Source organism: Kribbella sp. NPDC050470, from assembly GCF_044458365.1.
Taxonomy (GTDB): Bacteria; Actinomycetota; Actinomycetes; order Propionibacteriales; family Kribbellaceae; genus Kribbella.
In genome coordinates this window covers 497,399-514,701 of sequence record NZ_JBITHV010000004.1, presented here as the reverse complement: position 1 = coordinate 514,701, position 17,303 = coordinate 497,399, and the positions used below count along the sequence as shown (strand labels likewise).

Here is a 17,303-nt window from a genome sequence, read left to right as displayed (position 1 = left end):
GTCGAGCAGCAACCACTCAGCGCCCGAGATACTTCCCGGCCCACTCCGTGATGTCCTCCCGCTTGATCGCCGCGGCCATCAGGTCCGGAAACAGGTCGGGAGTGCAGGCAAAGGCCGGTACGCCGAGGTCGCCCAGAGCAGCCGCGTTCTCCGCGTCGTACGACGGAGTCCCCGAGTCGGCCAGGGCGAGCAGAGCGATCAGCTGGACACCCGACTCGACCAGCGAGCGCGCCCGCCGCAGCATCTCCTCGCGGACGCCGCCCTCGTAGAGGTCCGAGATCAGCACCATCACCGTCTCGCCGGGCTTGGTCACCAAGTCCTCGCAGTACGCCAGCGCCCGGTTGATGTCCGTGCCACCACCGAGCTGCGTCCCGAACAGTACGTCGACCGGGTCCTCCAGCTGATCGGTCAGGTCGACCACCGCAGTGTCGAAGACGACCAGACTCGTCCGCAGCGTCCGGATCGACCCGAGCACCGCACCGAACAGCGCCGCGTACACGACCGACTCCGCCATCGACCCCGACTGGTCGATCGCCAGCACGATGTCGCGCTGGACGCTGTGGTTCCGCCGCGCGTACCCGACCAGCCGATCCGGGACGATCGTGCCGAGCGTCGGTGAGAAGTGCTTGAGGTTGGCCCGGATCGTCCGGTCCCAGTCGATGTCCGAGTGCCGCGGCCGCCCGGTGCGCCCGGCCCGGTCGAGGGCGCCGGTGACCGACGCCCGGGTGCGTTCGGCCAGGCGCTCCTCCAGCGTCGCGACGACGCGCGCGACCACGTCACGCGCGGTCTGCTTGGTCTCCTCCGGCATCACCTCGTTGAGCGCGAGCAGCGTGCTGACCAGGTGTACGTCGGGCTCGACGGCGCCCAGCAACTCCGGCTCCATCAGCATCCGCGTGATGCCGAGCCGCTCGACCGCGTCCCGCTGCATCACCTGGACGACCGTGCTCGGGAAGTACCGCCGGATGTCGCCCAGCCACCGCGCCACCCGCGGCGCCGACGACCCCAGTCCCGCCGCTCGCTGGTTGCCGCCGGACTCGCCGGGCGTCGTGTCGTACAGCGCCGCCATCGCGGCGTCGACGGAGCGGTCCTCGGCGGACAGCGTCGTACCGATCTCTTCCTCGGCCTCGCTGCCGAGCACGAGTCGCCAGCGGCGCATGCGTTCGTCGTCGGTCATCACACCCCCAGCAACTGCGCGACGACGGGCAGGACGGTCGCGGCCAGCTCGGTGTCGAGGTCGTTGTCGTCAGCAACCACCACGGCGGCGGGATCGCTCAGCGCCCGGGCGCGCGTGCCGATCGACCGCCGCTCCGGCGACGCGAAGGTTCCAAAGGTACGACGAAGCAGCGGCAGCACCTCCACGAACGCGTCGGCCGGAATCGCCGCCAGCCACGTATCCACCAACGCCAGCAAGCGCTCGTCGTGCACGAGCAACAACCCGCCCCCGGCCAGGAACCCCTCGACGTACCCGGCGGCGTCGGCAGTCGGCGTACCAGGAGACAACGCCCGCCCGAGTCGCAGCGCCACCTCGTGATCCGGCAGCCGCGACGTGTCGAGCATCAGCCGGGTCAGCCGCCCCCGGATCAACGGCGGCACCGACGACCGATCGCTCAACCCCTCGAGCGTCGCCAGCCACTCGGCCCGGACATCCTCGGCCAGCAAGACCGTCGCGTCCTGCACCCCGTCGATCAACTCCTGTACGGCGGCCGCCGCCTCCGGATCGAGTCCGTGCACAGTCCGCCCGAGTCCGGCACACACGCGGGACACCATCCGGCCGGCGACCGAAGCCAGACCGGCCGTGTCGGTGCCGCGCACGTCGCCGTACCGCGAAGATCGCGCCAGCGCAGGCAACGCCGCCATCAGGTGACCGACGTCAGCATCAGCGGCCGCCCGGGTGTCGACACCGCGCAGCAACGCGGGCAACGCGTCCGCGAGATCGGCCAGCAGCGACTTCTCCAACGCGGCAGTCACGTCCGCGAGCGTGGACGACTCGTCGGCGACCCGCAGCATCACGGTCGTCGCGGCGCCGAGGACCGTCGTACCGTGCGCTCCCGCGGCGACCAGCTCGACCTCGAGCCCGGGATCCCAGGTCAATCGCCAGATCTCCCGGAACGTGCCTTGGGCCCGTCGCTCGTCCGCGGTCGGCACACCCCAGTGCACGCCGAGGATCCGCAGCCGGTGCAGCAGCCGCGACTTCTCCAGGTCGTTCGGCTTCCGCAGGTCGAGCTCGACCACCCGCTCGGTCGCGTCCCGCCGCATCCGCAACCGCCGCGCCTGCGCGGCCAGATCCGCCGCGACCGGAGCCTGTGGCGTCTCCCCCGGCACCGACCCGAGCAGCTCGCCGACGACCGCTTCTCGGGTGACAAGATCCAGCAGTACGTCGTTCCCGCCGCACAGCACGGCCCGGGTCGCCTCGGTGACTTCGCTCAGCCCGGCCAGCGGCCGTCCCCGCAGCGCGGCCAGCGTGTCCGCCAGCCGGACCGCCTCGATCACGTGAGCGCTGGACACCGGCAGATCCTGGGACCGCAGCACCCGCGCGACCTTCGACAACCAGCGCGCGGTGATCTGGTCCGGCGCCGTGAACAAGTGGTGGTACCAACCAGGTGACGTGATCCCCGCGCCGTACCCGGACGACGCTGCCAGCCGGCCGTGGGTCCAAGGAACCCACGTGCACGCGACCTTCCGCTTCGGCAGGCCCTTCAGGATCCGTTGGTCGTGTGCTGCCGGAGGCAACGGGACTTCCAGCGCGGGCACATGCCATGCACCGCAGATCACCGCGATCCGCTCGAACCCCTCACGGATCGCCTTCCGCAACACCGTCCGCATGTAGGCCTCGCGCTGCGCCTCACGGCCACCTGACCGGGGCGGTGGGGTGGGGAAGGAATTGGAGACAGCCTCGTCGCCGTGCCGAAGCTCACGCATCGCGTCGGCGATCACCGTGAACGGCTCGGCACCTTCCCGCCGGGACTCGATCACGTCGTCCCACCAGCGCTCAGGATCGTCGTACCCGCCTGCGTTCGCCAACGTGGCCAGCGGATCGATCGACAACCCACGCCGCCCCTCACCACCGGACGACGCGAACTGATGCGCGGCTGGCAGGTCGCAGAACCGCACCGGTACGCCGGCCCCGAGCGCGTATTCGATCGCCTGCCACTCCGGGCTGAACACCGCGAACGGCCAGAAGGCGGCCCGGGTCGAGTCGTCGACCGCATACGCCAGCAACGCGACCGGCGGAACCATCTCCTCCGACCCCGCCAACTCGACCACCTTGTCGGCTTCCGGCGGCCCCTCGATCAGCACCACGTCCGGCCGGAGGTCAGCGAGCGCAGCCGCGACCGCACGCGCCGACCCCGGCCCGTGGTGCCGAATCCCCAGCAGGTGAACGGTCATCCGGTGATCTCTCGGCAGGCGCGGTAGAACGGTGCCCACTCGTCGCGTTCCCGGACCACGGTCTCCAGGTACTCCGACCAGACGACCCGGTCCGCGGACGGGTCCTTGATCACCGCACCGAGGATGCCGCCGGCCACGTCGGTCGGCCGCAGCACGCCGTCGCCGAAGTGGGCCGCCAGCGCGAGCCCGCCGGTGACGACGCTGATCGCCTCGGCGGTGGAGAGCGTGGCCGACGGCGACTTCACCGCGGTCCGCCCGTCCTCGGTGCGGCCGGAGCGCAGTTCGCGGAAGATCGTCACCACCCGGCGGATCTCGTCCAGCGCGTCGTCCGGCTGCGGAAGCTCGAGCGCGGTCCCGAGCTGCGCGACCCGGCGGGACACGATCTCGACCTCGTCGTCGGCCGAGTCGGGCAGCGGCAGGACGACAGTGTTGAACCGCCGCCGGAGCGCGCTCGACAGCTCGTTGACGCCCTTGTCGCGATCGTTGGCGGTGGCGATGACGTTGAAACCCTTGCGGGCCTGGACCTCCGTGGCCAGCTCGGAGATCGGCAGCGCCTTCTCCGACAGGATCGTGATCAGCGCGTCCTGGACGTCGGACGGCATCCGGGTCAGCTCCTCGATCCGGGCGATCTTCGCCTCGGCCATCGCCCGCTGCACCGGACTCGGCACCAGCGCCGCCTCACTGGGGCCCTGGGCAATCAACTGGGCGTAGTTCCAGCCGTACCGGATCGACTCCTCGGCCGTGCCCGCCGTACCTTGCACCAGCAGGGTCGAGTCGCCGCTGATCGCGGCCGCGAGGTGCTCACTGACCCAGGTCTTCGCCGTCCCCGGTACGCCGAGGAGCAACAGCGCACGGTCCGTCGCAAGCGTGGCCACCGCGACCTCGATCAGCCGGCGCGGGCCGACGTACTTGGGTGAGATCTCCACGTCGCCGGCGCGTCCGCCGAGGAGGTAGGTGACGACCGCCGACGGTGAGAGCCGCCAGGCCGGTGGTCGCGGCCGGTCGTCGGCTGCGTGCAGCGCGGCGAGCTCACCGGCGTACTCCTCCTCGGCGTGCGGGCGCAAAACCTCTGTGCTCATGACAGCTCCTCGTACATTTCACGGCGGAAGGTCAGGGTCTCCACCAGCCGGCGTCGCCAGGTGTCTTCCTCACCGGTCGGCTCGCGGGTGATCGGATGGTTCAGTACGTCGGGTGGCGCCGCCCGGGCCGCGATACTCGCCAGCCGGGCCGACGATCGCGCGGTCCCGGCAGCAGCCAACTGGTCGAGGATGAGCGAGCCGAGCGACGCCGGCCACGGCACCGGCAGCCCGCCCACCAACTCGGCCAGGTCGATGGTCTCCTGCAATGCCTGCACCGCTCGGACCCATTCCTCAGCAGGCAGGACCCGCAGCAACTCGGCCGCGCTACGAGTGCCCGTCGAAGCGTTTGCCTTCAGCAACTCGCGTGCCCAGCTCTCCGAGCGTTCCCGTACGGCGGCCTCGGCCCACGCCGCCTGCAGGACCTCAGGGGCACAACCCTCGACCGGCAGGTGCAGCCAGGACGGATCCATCACCGCGAGCGGGGTGTTCGCGACGATCTGCAGGAACCACCAGGCGCGCTTGCCGAGGCCCTCCGGGTTCTGCGAGTCGAGGCCGTCGCGTTCCATCGAGGCGCTGAGGCGTTTCGGCAGGTCGACCGCCAGGACGCCTTGGCTGACGACCAGGTGTGACCACAGTCGCTCGGCCATCCGGTCGCCGTACCGGGATCCTTGGAGTCGGGCGAGCAGGCGGGCGGCGCCTCGACGGACATCCTTGGAACGGTCGTCGAGCGCGGCCTCCAAGAACTCCTCGTCGGCCAGCGACAAGGCGTCGCCGAGCACGGCGAGGAACTCGGCCCGGGTCGCGGCGGACTCGGTCGGCCAGACTTCCTGCAGCGCTGCGCGCGCGGCGGCTGGATCCTGCTGGCGCGTCGTACGCAACCAAGTCCGACGCTGGAGCGAGTTGCCATGCGTCCACAGCGCAACATCATTGCTCTCGGCAACCGCCGCATGGAGGAACTTCCACTCGGAATTGAGGTCGGCCAACCAGGTCGCCCGGCGTCCGGCCGCGGCGATGACGAGCGGCCGGTACTCCGCGCGGTGCCGTGCGTAGTCTGCCAGCGCCGGCAGATGCTCCGGCGGAACACCCCATCCACGGGCATCCGCCGCACGCAACCACTCGCCGAGCGCAGTCGTCTGGAAACCACCGAGCATCGCGGCCAGCCTGCGGATCGCGACCGGCCGGGGCAGCGGACGATCCTCACCAGGGGCCGCAGGCAACGGTTCGACGTCACGCAACGGCTTGCGGCCCGCGCGCCTGTAGACGGTCGCCAACGCAGCCGCGTCCAGCAGCCCGCCGTCGCCCAGCCGCTCCTGGATGTGCTCCGGCAGGTCCTCGAAGTGCACCGGTCGCCGATCGGTCCCGAGCAGCGCCGAGCTGACCAGCCCGTCCCAGCCCTTCACACGATCACCGGCCGATCACCGTGCCAGCACGTCATCGGCCGGAAGCCGGCCCGGTTCCACTCACCAGCGACCGTGACCGGATCACCGGCCGAGACCGCGAGCAGCTTCACCGGATCCAGGCCGGGCAGGATCTCGAGCCCGTCACCCGCACCGTCCACCAGCGCCCAGCCCTCGCCGTACGCGGCCGGGCGGACGTCCTGGAGGACCAGCGGCCAGCGCTCGTTCCACGGGTCGGCCGCGACGGATTCGACGTACGACGCCAGCGCCTGGCGCGCACCCAGTCCGGCGGGCCGGGGCGCGGGCAGCCGTGGAGCGGTCTGGGTGAGGAGTGCGCGCATCGGCAGCGCGCCGGGGTAGTAGGAGAGCGCTCCGGGCACGTACTCACCCGGGCGGGCCGGGAGTGGGTCGAGCGGACGTCCGGCGGCGGCGAAGGTGAGGATGAGTCCGAGCCGACCGGTTGTTGCTCCGCGCAACCAGACCCGGCGGACCGTCAGCCGGTCGTCGGGCTCGATCACCCGGCCGAGCACCAGCCAGTCGTCCTCAACCTTCTCGCCCTCGGCCAGCACTCGCGCGGTCTCGACCGTCCAGCCGATCCGGGACTGCACGGTGTCGGCCAGCGACGGCGGGAGGTCGGCCAGCCGACCGTGCGCGGACACGATCAAGTGGATGAGTGACAACTCCTCCAGCAATTCGCCCGGCCAGCCGTGACCGCGGCCGACGACGCCGGCCGCACGCCGTACCGCTCCGGCAACGCCTGGCGCCTGGGCGTCCACCATGCGCGCAGCCAGCCGGCTGAGCTCGCTGTACGCCCGCTGGTCGAAGCCACCCAGCCCTTGACGGACCTGATCGTCGAGCCAGCTCGCCAACTCGGCCATGCCCGCGGAGACCCGGTCCGCGCGCCTCGATGCGCGCTGTTGAGCCGCCAACGGATCAGCGACCTCACCGGGCTTCCGCTCGGGTCGCTCGGCCCGGGCGACGCGCTGGTCCACCCAGGTCTTCACCCACTCCGGCTCATCACCCGATCGGACCTCGCCGGTCGCCCAAAGCAGTAGCAACCCGAGCGAGTGCTTGCACGGGAACTTCCGGCTCGGGCAGGAGCACTTGTACGCCGGACCACTCAGATCAACCGTGGTCCGGTACGGCTGCTTGCCGCTCCCCTGACACTCTCCCCAGACTGCTCGGTCCGACGCACCGGTCGTCGGCCACCTCGTCGTACGCGCCAGGGCCTGGGCTGCCTTCGCCGATGCAGGATCGGGCGCCAACCCCAGCACCTGATCCACGTCCATGCCGAGAGCATGCCATCCAGCCCCGACAGGCCGATCATCACCCGAACGCTCGACGCGCCTCGACCTCCACCTCCGGGTACCCATTGCCCGCCGGACGCGGGCGCGGGGTGCCCGACAGGCCGTCCCGGATGATCGCGAGCTGGACGAGCAGCCTCTTGCTGACCAGGTCGGACCCAGCCGGTATTTGGTTGCAGGACCCAACGATAGTCCCGCTCCGTCAGCGACCGGTCACCGCCTGCTGATCTTTTCCTGGGACGAACTCTCCTCAGGACAGGGCTTACCGCGTACGATCCGGTGGCTGTTGAGAGATCAACAGCCACCCCGGCGGAGCTGTCAGGGCCCGCCGGGGTCTCTCACGTCGCGACCTTGGCGCCGACCAGGCGTCCTGCGTTGGCGTGAATACGCTCTCGCCAGTCGCCGGATCGAGCGTCGAGCGCCGCGAACTGGCGCCCGACCGCATCGGCAGGAGTGAAGCAGTAGTCGCTGCCGTAGAGGGCGCGATCGCCGGTGGCCGCGGTCGGGGTCCCGGCGACGTCGTACCAGAGGTTTTCCAGCTGCGGCGTGACGCTGGGCTGGCTGTCGGGGTCATAGGTACGACGGAAGTGGTCGATGCGATCGCCGAGCAGGGGCAGTACGCCGCCGTGCGCGACGATGAAGTTGATCGCCGGGTAGCGCGTGAAGATGCCGGTCAAGGCCAGGTCGGTGACGGCGCGGGCGCTGTCGAAGAGGAACTCGATCATCGGGCGTGGGCGATCCAGCGCCACCTGACGCCACTGCGGCGGGGATGTCGGATGCAGCAGCACCACAGCCGATCTGGCGTTCAGCGCGCGCCAGAGTGGGTCCCACGACGGCTCCCCCGGATACAGTCCGCCCGCGTTGCTCATCAGTACGACGCCATCCGCGTGCAGGACGTCGTACGCGTACTCCAGCTCGACCAGCGCGCCCTCGACATCCGGCAGCGGCAGGCTGGCGAAGAACCCGAACCGCCCGGGGTGGTCCCGGCCCAGCTCGGCCGCGCTCTCGTTGACCCGCCGCGCGAGCACCTGCGCCCGGAAGTCGTCGCCGAAGTGCACGCCGGGCGACGAGACGGACAGCAGGGCGGTGTCGATCCCGTTCCGGTCCATCACCTCGAGGTGGCGGCGGACAGACCACTCCGGCCAGCCGGGCATCCCGTCTGGCCGAAGGTGTCCAGCCCGTTCCGCCGCGGCGACGTACTCCGGCAGCAGGAAGTGAGCGTGGAAGTCGATCAACCTCCTCACCCGACCGGGTGGAGCAGGTCCTCGAGGCCGATCCGGCGGAGTAGCTCGGTGCGGACCCGGTCGGCGACCGCGTTGACCACGGCCGCGCCGTCGTCGGACGGGTCGATGTGCACCCGGAACGGGCGCCGGCCCTTCTCGGTGCCGACCACGGTGACGATCGCCTTCGCGACCTCGGCGACGTCGGCCCACTCGGGCTCCAGCTCGGCGAGCTTCTGGCCGACCTGTTCCATCAGGCCGGCGTACTTCGTCTCGTACGCCGTGACCACGTCGGCGTCGGCCGGCGACCCGCTGTGCGCGAAGTGGTTGGTCCCGTGGGTGAACGCGCCCGGCACGACGATCGTGGTCTCGATCCCGAACCGCGACACCTCCAGCGCGTAGCTCTGCGCGAGCGCGTCCATCGCCGCCTTCGCCGCGAAGTACGGCGCCAGGTACGGCGGGGTGCCGCCGCGTGTGCTGGAGCTGCCGACCCACAGCAGCAACCCGTCCTGCTGCTCCCGGAGCTTCGGCAGCGCAGCCCGGTTCAGCCGCTGGGTGCCGAGCACGTTGGTGTCGTACAGCTCGGCCAGCTGCTCCGGCGTGAACGCCTCGGTCGGTCCGGTGACCATGTGCCCGGCGTTGTGGATCAGTACGTCGAGACGCCCCTGCTCGCTGATGACGGTGTTGACGGCCTGCTGGGCGGAGGCGTCGGAGCTGATGTCGAGCTCGACCGGGCGGAGGTCGACGTTGTGCTCGGTCGCGTACTGCTTGGCGTCCGCTGCCGCGGTCACGTTCCGGCCGCCGAGGTCGCGCATCCCGGCGTACACGATGTGTCCGGCGTCGGCGAGAGCGCGGGCGGTGAGGGCGCCGAAGCCGCTGGAGGCGCCGCTGATCAGAACTGTCTTGCTCATGATCGGTGTCCTTTCAGTACGAAGAGGTGGGTGGTGGTCAGGCGGCCGAGCCGCCGTTGGCGTAGATGACCTGGCCGTTGATCCAGCGCGCCGGGCCGGCCAGGAAGGCGATGATCTCGGCGATGTCGGACGGCTCACCGAGGCGCTCGAGCGGCGGCTCGGCGGCGATCCGGTCGATCAGCTCCTGCGGCTTGCCCTCGAAGAACAGCGGGGTCGCGGTCGGGCCGGGGGCGACGGTGTTGACGGTGACGTCGCGACCGCGGAGCTCGCGGGCCAGGATCAGCGTGATCGCCTCGACGCCGCCCTTGGTCGCGGAGTACGCCGAGTAGCCCGGGCGGGCCAGCTTGGTCAGCGAACTGGACACGTTGATCAGCGCGCCGCCCGAGCGCAGCCGCCGTACGGCCTGCTGGTCGACGACGATGGTGCCGCGCAGGTTGGTCCGTACGACGCGGTCGAAGACGTCCAGGTCGAGGTCGGCCAGCGGGGACAGCGGCATGATCCCGGCCGCGTTCACGACCACGTCGACACCGCCGTACTCCTGCTCGGTCCGGTCGAAGAGCGCTGCCACCGCGGTCTCGTCGGCGACGTCGGCCTGGATCGCGATCGCCCGCCCGCCGGCCTGCTCGACGTCCTTGACGGCTTCCTCGGCCGCGGCCTGGTTACCGGCGTACCCGATCACCACCGCGTAGCCGTCCTTGCCCAGCCGGGCCGCGGCCTCGCGCCCGATGCCACTCGATCCGCCGGTCACGATCGCGACTCGCTCGGTGGTGGTGTTGTTCATCGTCCCGCTCCTTCAAGTCTTCGGTTTCTTGCTGACACCAAAGATCTTGCTGCCGTTCGATGCATCACGTCCAACGAATCAACTCGATGGGTGAATCAGTTTCATTGATTCAAAAGCACGGCCTTCGGGCGGGTTGGATGGATCAGTCTTGTTGATCCACGTCCGCGCCCAGTTCGGTGCCGGGTGGGTGTTGGAGGTGGGCGCCGACGAGGCCGAGAAGTGCGCGGAGGGCGGCGGAGGGTTTGCGCTTCTTCAGCGTGGCCAGGTACAGCGTCCAGCGGAACGACTCGTCCGCGACCGAGATCGCGCGGATCGAGTCGATCTCGGCGACGGCGTACCCGGGCAGGATCCCCAGCCCCACGCCGTGCGCGACGAACTGGACCCCGCCCTCGATCCCGAGCGCCTCGACCACGACCTTCCGCTCGATCCCGGCCGCCTCGAACTTCTGGTCGATCAGCGTCCGCGTCCCGGACCCGGGCGGGAAGTCGACGAACGCCTCGTCGGCCAGGTCCGCCAGCGTCACCGACCGCAGCCGCGCCAGCCGATGACCGACCGGAACCGCGAGCACCTGCGGCACCCGCAGCAACTCCCATGTGGTCAGGTCGCGCGGCGCGCTCCCGGCCGCGACCCCGAGGAACCCGCAGTCGATGTCGCCGTTCCGCAGCCCCGCGATCACCCCCGCCGACCCCTCGGCCTCGGCCCGCAACTGCAACTCGACGTTCGGATACCGCCGCCGGAACTCACCGGCCGCCGCCGGCAGGTTGATCAGCCCGAGCCCCGGCAGCAGCCCGACCCGCACCGACCCGCGCATCCCCGCACCGAGCTCGTCGACGACATCACGAGCCCCCTGTACGGCGTCCATCACGGCCAGCGCCTCCGGCAACAGCGCCGTACCCGCCTCCGTCAGCACCACCCGCTGGGCACTGCGCTCGAACAACGTGACCTTCAGATCGCGCTCCAGCGCAGCGATCGCAGCACTGACCGCGCTCTGGACCACATGCAGCCGCCGAGCCGCCAGCGTGAAGCTGCGCTCATGCGCAACCGCCACGAAGTACTCCAACTGCCGCAAGTCCACGAGGGCAGTGTGTCAGCCCACGTGCACCCAGGGCCGTTTCGACCGGACCGGCTCGGCGCGCCGCAGCACCTCACGGGTCACGGGCGGGACGTCGCCCTCACCGGAGATCAGGTAGCGGAACAGGAAGTAGAACGGGTTGCCCTCGGCCCACGCGAAGTAGATGTGCGGCATCACGTCCCACTCGTCGCGGATCCGCAGCGACAGCGCCGCGATCGCGTTCGCCACACTCGGGCTGTCCACCTTGAGGACCGAGTACCCGTGCAGCTCCTCGCCGGTCACGTCCAGCTCGGTCTCGAACTGCGACGCGTCGGTCAGCGTGACCTCGAGGAACACGATCGGCAGGCCCTCCGGCAGGTTCCGCACCTCGCGCTGCTCGGCCTCCTTCTCCTGGTACTCGGTCGCGTCCCGCTCGTTCGGCTCGTTCGCGATGATCCGGAGCTCGCCGTCGACCGCGGCCGCCTCGATGATCCGGCGCGCCTCGTCGTCGAACCGGACCTCGGTCGCCCGCAGCTCCAGCGACCGGGTGGCCCGGGAGATCAGCGAGGTCAGGATGATCGCGACGATGAAGAAGGACGCGATCTGGACGCCGTCCGGGCGCTCGATGATGTTCGCGATCGTGGTGTAGAGGAAGACCAGGCTGATCACGCCGAAGCCGACCGTCTTCGCGCGCTGGCCCTTCCGCCGCGCGGACAGCGTCACCGCCACCGACGCAGACAGGATCAGCACCAGTACGCCGGTCGCGTAAGCGCCACCCTGGGCGTCCACGTCGGCCTTGAACAGCAGCGTGATCACGAAGGCGATCACCGCGAAGACGAGCACCAGCGGCCGGGTCGCCCGGGCCCAGTCCGGGACCATGCCGTAGCGGGGCAGGTAGCGCGGGACGATGTTGAGCAGGCCGGCCATCGCCGACGCTCCGGCGAACCACAGGATCAGGATCGTGCTGACGTCGTACACGGTCCCGAAGACGTTGCCGAGGTTCTCGTGCGCCAGGTACGCCAGCGCCCGCCCGGACGCCTCGCCGCCGTCCTCGAACTCGTGCTCCGGGATCAGCACGATCGTGGTGAAGCTGCTGGTGATCAGGAAGCCGCTCATGATCAGCGCGGCGGTGGTGAGCAGCTTCCGGGTGTTGCGGATCCGCTCGGCCGGATGCGCCGGGTCGTCGTCGGCTGCGCCCTTGACCTGTGGCATCACCGCGACGCCGGTCTCGAACCCCGACAGGCCGAGGGCGAGCTTGGGGAACACGACCAGCGAGATACCGATCATCACCCAGATGTTGGAGTGCTCGGTGACCAGCAGGCCGCGCCAGTTCGTCACCAGCCCCGGCGCGGTGATCACGTTCCACAGCGCGTCGCCGACGACGACCAGGTTGAGCCCCAGGTAGACCGCGACCAGGACCACGGCGATTCCGATCGCCTCACCGAAACCGCGCAGGAACACGCCCGCGAGCAACGCCAGCAGGACCAGGGTGATGGCCACCTCCTTGCCCTCGAACCAGTGCGGGACGTACGGGTTCTCGACCACGTGCGCGGTCGCGTCGGCGGCCGACAGCGTCATCGTGATGATGAAGTCGGTGGCCATGAAGCCGAGCAGCACCAGGATGGTGAACTTGCCCTTCCAGCGGCCGAGCAGCCGGTCCAGCATCGCGATCGAGCCCTCGCCGTGCGGGCTCTCGGCGGCCACCCGGCGGTAGACCGGGAGCGCCCCGAGCAGCGTCAGCAGGACGAGGATCAAGGTGGCGAGCGGCGACAGCAGGCCGACGGCCGCCGCGGCGATCGCGGGCTGGTAGCCGAGGGTGGAGAAGTAGTCGACCCCGGTCAGGCACATCACCTTCCACCAGCGATGGGTCGGGTGCGGAGCCGGCCGGTGCGGCCCGGCGTGCCCGGTGGGCCGGTCGTGCAGCAGCCAGCCCACGAACCGTCCGTGCCGCGGCGGGGGTACGCCGACGGCGTCGTTCTCCTGCGTTTCTGTCGCCGCCACGGCGCGCAGCCTACGTAGCTCCGGGATCTGCAAACCCGGCCTCTAACAGCTCTCTAACAAGGTGTGTCAAAACCGGCCGGGCGGCTCCGACCTGGTGGTGACTGAACTCTCACAGACAGGATGACGAGCGTGACGAATCTTCAGGAGCAGGTGCAGCGGCGGATCGACGAGTTGGCCGGGACCGAGCTCGGGCTGCAGGTCGCGGTCTACAAGGACGGTGAGCTCGTCGTCGACGCGGTCGCCGGCGAGGCGGTCGGACCGGACACCCTCTTCTACAGCGCTTCGACCGGCAAGGGCGCGACGGCGACGGTGGCCAACGTGCTGGCTGACCGCGGTGTCCTCGAGTACGACGCTCCGATCGCGGACGTCTGGCCCGAGTTCGCGGTCCACGGCAAGGAGAAGGCGACGTTGCGGCATCTGCTCACCCATTCGGTCGGCCTGCCGGCTTTGGCGCCGGATACGACGACCGACGACTTGCACGACTGGCCGAAGATCACCTCGTACCTGGCGGCCGCCGAACCGTGGTGGGAGCCGGGGACGAAGACGACGTACCACGCCGAGACGTTCGGCTACCTGGTCGGCGAGGTGGTCCGGCGGACGACAGGCCGGACGATCTCCGACGTACTGCGGGAGATCGCGGAGCCGCTCGGGATCGCCGACGAGGTGTACTTCGGCGTACCGCTGGACCAGCAGCACCGGGTTGCCACGCTGATCGAGCCGGCCGGCGCCGAGGACACGTTCGCGATGCTGGCCGGGATGTTCAGCAAGGTCACGCCGGCCGCGGTGATCCCGCGGGCCGCGCTGTGCAACAGTCCTGAGCACCTCGCCGCCGAGACTCCGTCGGCCGGCATCCTCACTGCGCGTGGCATCGCGAAGCTGTACGCCGCCCTGATCGGCGAGGTGGACGGGGTCCGGCTGATCCGGCCGGAGCGGGTTGCCGAGGTCACCGGGCCGGCCTTCGTCGGTAAGGACGAGCTGCTCGGGAACGACGCGACCTGGGCGCTGGGCTACGCGATCGGGCGGCTCGGTTCGAGTGCGGAGGAGAGCCCGACGTCGTTCGGCCTGCCGGGCATGGGTGGCAGCGCCGCCTGGGCCGACGCGCGTTCAGGCGTCTCGTTCGCACTGACCAGGCGGTTGTTCGACCCCGCGCAGTCCGCGTCGGCGATCGAGATCGGCAACCTCGTTGCGAAAACTCTTTGCTGAAATCCCTTGTGGGTAAGGTCTTTCCGGGTCCTAGGCGCTGCGGATGGAGTGCTGGTCGACCCAGACCAGGTGGCCGTGGTGGCTGACGAGAACCTCGTCGGCACCGGCCGCGCCGGTCCGGCGACCGAGCTCCTGACCCGCGATCCAGCGGCCGCCGATGCGGACCTGGACAGCTACCGGCCGGGTCGGAGATGTGGCTACGGACATGGCACCTCGAACGGCAGTGGAGTGATGCTGAAGATCGGTCATCGTCGCCCTCGCAGGGACACGGCAACCAGCGTCGGGGGGCTGGCTACTCAACCAAAGGCCACCCTACAACCGCGACATGACAGAGCGTTAGCGATAACTCGAATTGACCACCACCTCCTGGGTACCGGAAAGATCTCACCCTTAGGAGGTGGAGTCATGAGCACGAATCCGATCCCTCCGGTGCCGGTCGGCCCGGGCGACTCCCGCAACCCGGACAACCCGGATCCGGAGATGCCGGACCTGGTCGATCCCTCCATCGATGAAGGAACCACCGTCGCCGACCGCCCCGACGACGACTCACCGCTGGAGCAGCCCGCCTCCAACCCGGACGCCCCGGACGAGGATCCCAACGACCAGCTACCCCACTGGGACAGCTGACTAGCGCCACTCCGGCAACTGCTGGAGAGCCCAGGAGTTCCCGTCGGGGTCGTCGAAGAACGCGAAGGTCCCCCACGGGAACTCCTGCAGGTCCGACACCTCGACGCCGCGGCCGGCCAACTCGGCCCGAGCCGCCGAGACGTCGGGTACGACGATCTGCAGCCCACGCACCGAGCCGGGTTCACCCTGCGGCATCCCGCTGCCGATCGCGATCGAGCAGGCCGAGCCCGGCGGGGTCAACTGAACGAATCTCAGTTCCTCGGTGACCTGGTGGTCGTGGTCGGCGTGGAAGCCGACCTTCTCGGTGTAGAACTCCTTCGCCCGGTCCACGTCCGTCACCGGCACCGACACCAACTCAAGCTTCCAGTCCATGGCCAGACCCTAAGGTCGATCCGGGCCGTCCGGAATGGTTTCTCTCCTCGTCGAAATCGATACAGAGGAATAACGCCGGGAGAGCCGGGGTAGGGTTCCGATCAGATAGCACTGACCGCGGTCCAGACATGTGCCGCGCCGTGACTCAACGTCGCGAGGTCAGCAAAAATGGTCACCGTACTCTCCAGCAGCACCGTCGACGAGCCGCGCAGCACCGATCCGAAGCAGCGCCGGGACACGACGACCCGAAACCTCCTCAGCCGGCGGGCCGCCAGCACGGACGAAGCTCTCCGGCAGGCCCTCCTCAGTGAGGCGATCGAGCTCAACCTGAGCATCGCCCACAGCATCGCCACCCGCTTCCGCGGCCGCGGTGTGGAGGCCGAGGACCTGGACCAGGTCGCGTACCTGGGGCTCGTGAAGGCCGCCCGCAGCTACGACCCCGGCACCGACACCCCGTTTCTCGCCTACGCCGTGCCGACCATCAGGGGTGAGGTGAAACGGTACTTCCGCGACTGCTCGTGGACGGTCCGGATCCCGCGCCGCCTGCAAGAACTGCAGGGCTCGATCGCCTCGGTCCGCCCGCAGCTCGTCCAGGACCTGCACCGCGAGCCCACGCTCGCCGAGCTCGCCGCCGAGATCGGTGCCGAGGTCAACGAGATCGAGGCCGCGATGGCCGCAGACGGCTGCTTCTCGGTGCTGTCGCTGGACCGCCCGGTCGACGACGACACGGCCGCCAACCTGGCCGACACCATCGCGGACACCGACGACAGCGCGTTCGAGCGGACCGAGGCGGTCGCCGTCCTCGAGCCGGTGCTCAGCGACCTGGCGCCGCGGGAGCGTAAGATCCTCGAACTACGCTTCATCGAAGGACACACCCAGGCCGATATCGGCGCCGAGATCGGAGTGAGCCAGATGCAGGTCTCCCGGCTGCTCCGCGGCATCCTGAACCGGCTGCGCAACCGGATCGAGCCACCCTCGGCAGCTGCCGCTTGACGTCCAAGCCGATCTTCGTGGTGCAGCTGCATGATGCCCGGCGGCTGCACTACGACGTTCGGCTGGAGGTCGACGGCGTCCTGAAGTCCTGGGCGGTCCCGCGCGGGCCGTCGCTGGACCCGACCGTGAAACGGCTGGCGGTCTTCACCACCGACCACGACCTCGAGTACGCGTCGTACGAGGGCGTGATCGCGGACAGCGCGTACGGCAGCGGTGCCGTGATCGTGTGGGACGCCGGCATCTACAGCAACCTCACCCGCGACGATCGCCACCAGCCGGTGGACCCGGCGGTGGCGATCGAGCGCGGGCACTTCAAGGTGCAGCTGCACGGCGTGAAACTCAACGGGGCCTGGGCTTTCACCAGGACCGGGACGGACTGGCTGCTGGTGAAGGTCCGGGACGCAGCGGCCGATCCGGACGTCGACCTGACCGTCTCCGAACCGCGATCGGTGCTGAGTGGGCTGACCATCGAGGAGATGGCTGCCTCCTGACCGTTTCCGGCCAATAGGCTCACTTGATTCCCTCCAGGCGTCTCCGCACACTCGGGCGTACTTTTCCGCACACTCGGGCGTACTTTCCGAGTCCCGCCTGGAGCACCCGATGCGCATCCCAGCCGCCCTGCTCTCCGCCGTACTGCTCGCCGCTGCGCTTCCCCTTCCGGCGGCCGCCGCGCCACCGCCGGTCTGGACCCACAACGCCAGCGACCGCCTGTTCCCCGGCACCACCAGACCCGCCGGCGCACCCACGTCGATCGACCTGTACGCGGCCCGCAACGAGACCGAGGCCGCGCAGCTCGCCGTCCGCCCGACCGCCGCGGTACGGCGTACTACGATGCGCTCGTCGAGAACACTCCGCGATCACTCGCCGCGAACGTCACCCAGCCGTACCACTACAGCGTCCACGTACCGGCCGACGCTACCCCCGGCCTCTACACCGGTACGGCGACTGTCCAGAGCAGCGCCGGCAACGTAGTCGTA

At 69.9% G+C, this 17,303-nt stretch carries 17 protein-coding genes; 5 read left to right on the top strand and 12 right to left on the bottom strand.

Annotated elements, in window-relative coordinates; all coding sequences use genetic code 11:
* Nucleotides 1-16 precede the first annotated feature (16 nt).
* The 10 genes from ACIBGM_RS14455 to ACIBGM_RS14410 form a co-directional block, all read right to left on the bottom strand.
* Entirely contained in the window at nt 17-1,174 is a 1,158-nt protein-coding gene (locus tag ACIBGM_RS14455; protein ID WP_360538406.1) for a VWA domain-containing protein, read from the bottom strand.
* Nucleotides 1,174-3,387: a DUF5682 family protein gene (locus ACIBGM_RS14450; RefSeq protein WP_360538408.1), complete on the bottom strand. Its 2,214-nt coding sequence runs from the start codon at nt 3,385-3,387 to the stop codon at nt 1,174-1,176. Before ACIBGM_RS14450 ends, ACIBGM_RS14455 begins: the two co-directional genes overlap by 1 nt.
* Complete coding sequence (locus ACIBGM_RS14445) at nt 3,384-4,466, bottom strand: AAA family ATPase (RefSeq protein ID WP_396385711.1); 1,083 nt, start codon at nt 4,464-4,466, stop codon at nt 3,384-3,386. The genes ACIBGM_RS14450 and ACIBGM_RS14445 overlap by 4 nt, the downstream gene beginning before the upstream one ends.
* A complete protein-coding gene (locus tag ACIBGM_RS14440) occupies nt 4,463-5,866 on the bottom strand; it encodes a DUF5691 domain-containing protein (protein WP_396385710.1) in 1,404 nt (467 codons plus the stop codon). Before ACIBGM_RS14440 ends, ACIBGM_RS14445 begins: the two co-directional genes overlap by 4 nt.
* The gene (locus ACIBGM_RS14435) at nt 5,863-7,152 is read right to left on the bottom strand and encodes an SWIM zinc finger family protein (protein WP_360524859.1); all 1,290 of its coding nucleotides are present in this window, start codon (nt 7,150-7,152) and stop codon (nt 5,863-5,865) included. The genes ACIBGM_RS14440 and ACIBGM_RS14435 overlap by 4 nt, the downstream gene beginning before the upstream one ends.
* A gap of 353 nt (nt 7,153-7,505) precedes the next feature.
* Nucleotides 7,506-8,411: an amidohydrolase family protein gene (locus ACIBGM_RS14430; protein ID WP_396385709.1), complete on the bottom strand. Its 906-nt coding sequence runs from the start codon at nt 8,409-8,411 to the stop codon at nt 7,506-7,508.
* On the bottom strand, nt 8,408-9,298 hold the full coding sequence (locus ACIBGM_RS14425; RefSeq protein ID WP_360524853.1) for an SDR family oxidoreductase: 891 nt from the start codon (nt 9,296-9,298) through the stop codon (nt 8,408-8,410). Before ACIBGM_RS14425 ends, ACIBGM_RS14430 begins: the two co-directional genes overlap by 4 nt.
* A gap of 37 nt (nt 9,299-9,335) precedes the next feature.
* Nucleotides 9,336-10,079 carry an SDR family oxidoreductase gene (locus ACIBGM_RS14420; RefSeq protein ID WP_360524850.1) on the bottom strand — a complete coding sequence of 248 codons (744 nt, stop codon included), beginning with the start codon at nt 10,077-10,079 and terminating at the stop codon, nt 9,336-9,338.
* Nucleotides 10,080-10,221: 142 nt separating this feature from the next.
* A complete protein-coding gene (locus ACIBGM_RS14415) occupies nt 10,222-11,154 on the bottom strand; it encodes a LysR family transcriptional regulator (protein ID WP_360524847.1) in 933 nt (310 codons plus the stop codon).
* A 12-nt stretch (nt 11,155-11,166) separates the two neighbouring features.
* Nucleotides 11,167-13,131: an amino acid transporter gene (locus ACIBGM_RS14410; RefSeq protein ID WP_360524844.1), complete on the bottom strand. Its 1,965-nt coding sequence runs from the start codon at nt 13,129-13,131 to the stop codon at nt 11,167-11,169.
* Nucleotides 13,132-13,260: 129 nt separating this feature from the next.
* Between ACIBGM_RS14410 and ACIBGM_RS14405 the strand changes: the two genes are divergently transcribed.
* A complete protein-coding gene (locus ACIBGM_RS14405; protein ID WP_396385708.1) occupies nt 13,261-14,334 on the top strand; it encodes a serine hydrolase domain-containing protein in 1,074 nt (357 codons plus the stop codon).
* 30 nt (nt 14,335-14,364) lie between these two features.
* Here ACIBGM_RS14405 and ACIBGM_RS14400 read toward each other — a convergent pair whose 3' ends face one another.
* Nucleotides 14,365-14,541, bottom strand: a complete 177-nt coding sequence (locus tag ACIBGM_RS14400) for a hypothetical protein (RefSeq protein ID WP_360524838.1) — start codon at nt 14,539-14,541, stop codon at nt 14,365-14,367.
* A gap of 198 nt (nt 14,542-14,739) precedes the next feature.
* Between ACIBGM_RS14400 and ACIBGM_RS14395 the strand changes: the two genes are divergently transcribed.
* Nucleotides 14,740-14,961, top strand: a complete 222-nt coding sequence (locus tag ACIBGM_RS14395) for a hypothetical protein (protein WP_360524835.1) — start codon at nt 14,740-14,742, stop codon at nt 14,959-14,961.
* Here ACIBGM_RS14395 and ACIBGM_RS14390 read toward each other — a convergent pair whose 3' ends face one another.
* The gene (locus ACIBGM_RS14390) at nt 14,962-15,333 is read right to left on the bottom strand and encodes a VOC family protein (protein ID WP_360524832.1); all 372 of its coding nucleotides are present in this window, start codon (nt 15,331-15,333) and stop codon (nt 14,962-14,964) included. It abuts the gene before it with no gap.
* Between the two features lie 168 nt (nt 15,334-15,501).
* Here ACIBGM_RS14390 and ACIBGM_RS14385 point away from each other — a divergent pair, with 168 nt between their 5' ends.
* The 3 genes from ACIBGM_RS14385 to ACIBGM_RS14375 all read left to right on the top strand — a co-directional run bounded on the left by ACIBGM_RS14385 (nt 15,502) and on the right by ACIBGM_RS14375 (nt 17,298).
* Nucleotides 15,502-16,326 (top strand): SigB/SigF/SigG family RNA polymerase sigma factor, encoded by an 825-nt coding sequence (locus ACIBGM_RS14385; RefSeq protein WP_360524829.1) that lies wholly within the window; start codon nt 15,502-15,504, stop codon nt 16,324-16,326.
* Complete coding sequence (locus tag ACIBGM_RS14380) at nt 16,323-16,817, top strand: DNA polymerase ligase N-terminal domain-containing protein (RefSeq protein ID WP_396385707.1); 495 nt, start codon at nt 16,323-16,325, stop codon at nt 16,815-16,817. The genes ACIBGM_RS14385 and ACIBGM_RS14380 overlap by 4 nt, the downstream gene beginning before the upstream one ends.
* Nucleotides 16,818-16,926: 109 nt before the next feature.
* Nucleotides 16,927-17,298 (top strand): hypothetical protein, encoded by a 372-nt coding sequence (locus tag ACIBGM_RS14375; RefSeq protein ID WP_396385706.1) that lies wholly within the window; start codon nt 16,927-16,929, stop codon nt 17,296-17,298.
* Nucleotides 17,299-17,303 lie beyond the last annotated feature (5 nt).

Coding starts and splice junctions, on each gene's coding strand:
- ACIBGM_RS14435 (WP_360524859.1), bottom strand. CDS start 7,152: ATGGACGTGGATCAGGTGCTGGGGTTGGCGCCCGATCCTGCATCGGCG.
- ACIBGM_RS14385 (WP_360524829.1), top strand. CDS start 15,502: ATGGTCACCGTACTCTCCAGCAGCACCGTCGACGAGCCGCGCAGCACC.
- ACIBGM_RS14425 (WP_360524853.1), bottom strand. CDS start 9,298: ATGAGCAAGACAGTTCTGATCAGCGGCGCCTCCAGCGGCTTCGGCGCC.
- ACIBGM_RS14420 (WP_360524850.1), bottom strand. CDS start 10,079: ATGAACAACACCACCACCGAGCGAGTCGCGATCGTGACCGGCGGATCG.
- ACIBGM_RS14400 (WP_360524838.1), bottom strand. CDS start 14,541: ATGTCCGTAGCCACATCTCCGACCCGGCCGGTAGCTGTCCAGGTCCGC.
- ACIBGM_RS14445 (WP_396385711.1), bottom strand. CDS start 4,466: ATGAGCACAGAGGTTTTGCGCCCGCACGCCGAGGAGGAGTACGCCGGT.
- ACIBGM_RS14395 (WP_360524835.1), top strand. CDS start 14,740: ATGAGCACGAATCCGATCCCTCCGGTGCCGGTCGGCCCGGGCGACTCC.
- ACIBGM_RS14455 (WP_360538406.1), bottom strand. CDS start 1,174: ATGACCGACGACGAACGCATGCGCCGCTGGCGACTCGTGCTCGGCAGC.
- ACIBGM_RS14450 (WP_360538408.1), bottom strand. CDS start 3,387: ATGACCGTTCACCTGCTGGGGATTCGGCACCACGGGCCGGGGTCGGCG.
- ACIBGM_RS14375 (WP_396385706.1), top strand. CDS start 16,927: ATGCGCATCCCAGCCGCCCTGCTCTCCGCCGTACTGCTCGCCGCTGCG.
- ACIBGM_RS14390 (WP_360524832.1), bottom strand. CDS start 15,333: ATGGACTGGAAGCTTGAGTTGGTGTCGGTGCCGGTGACGGACGTGGAC.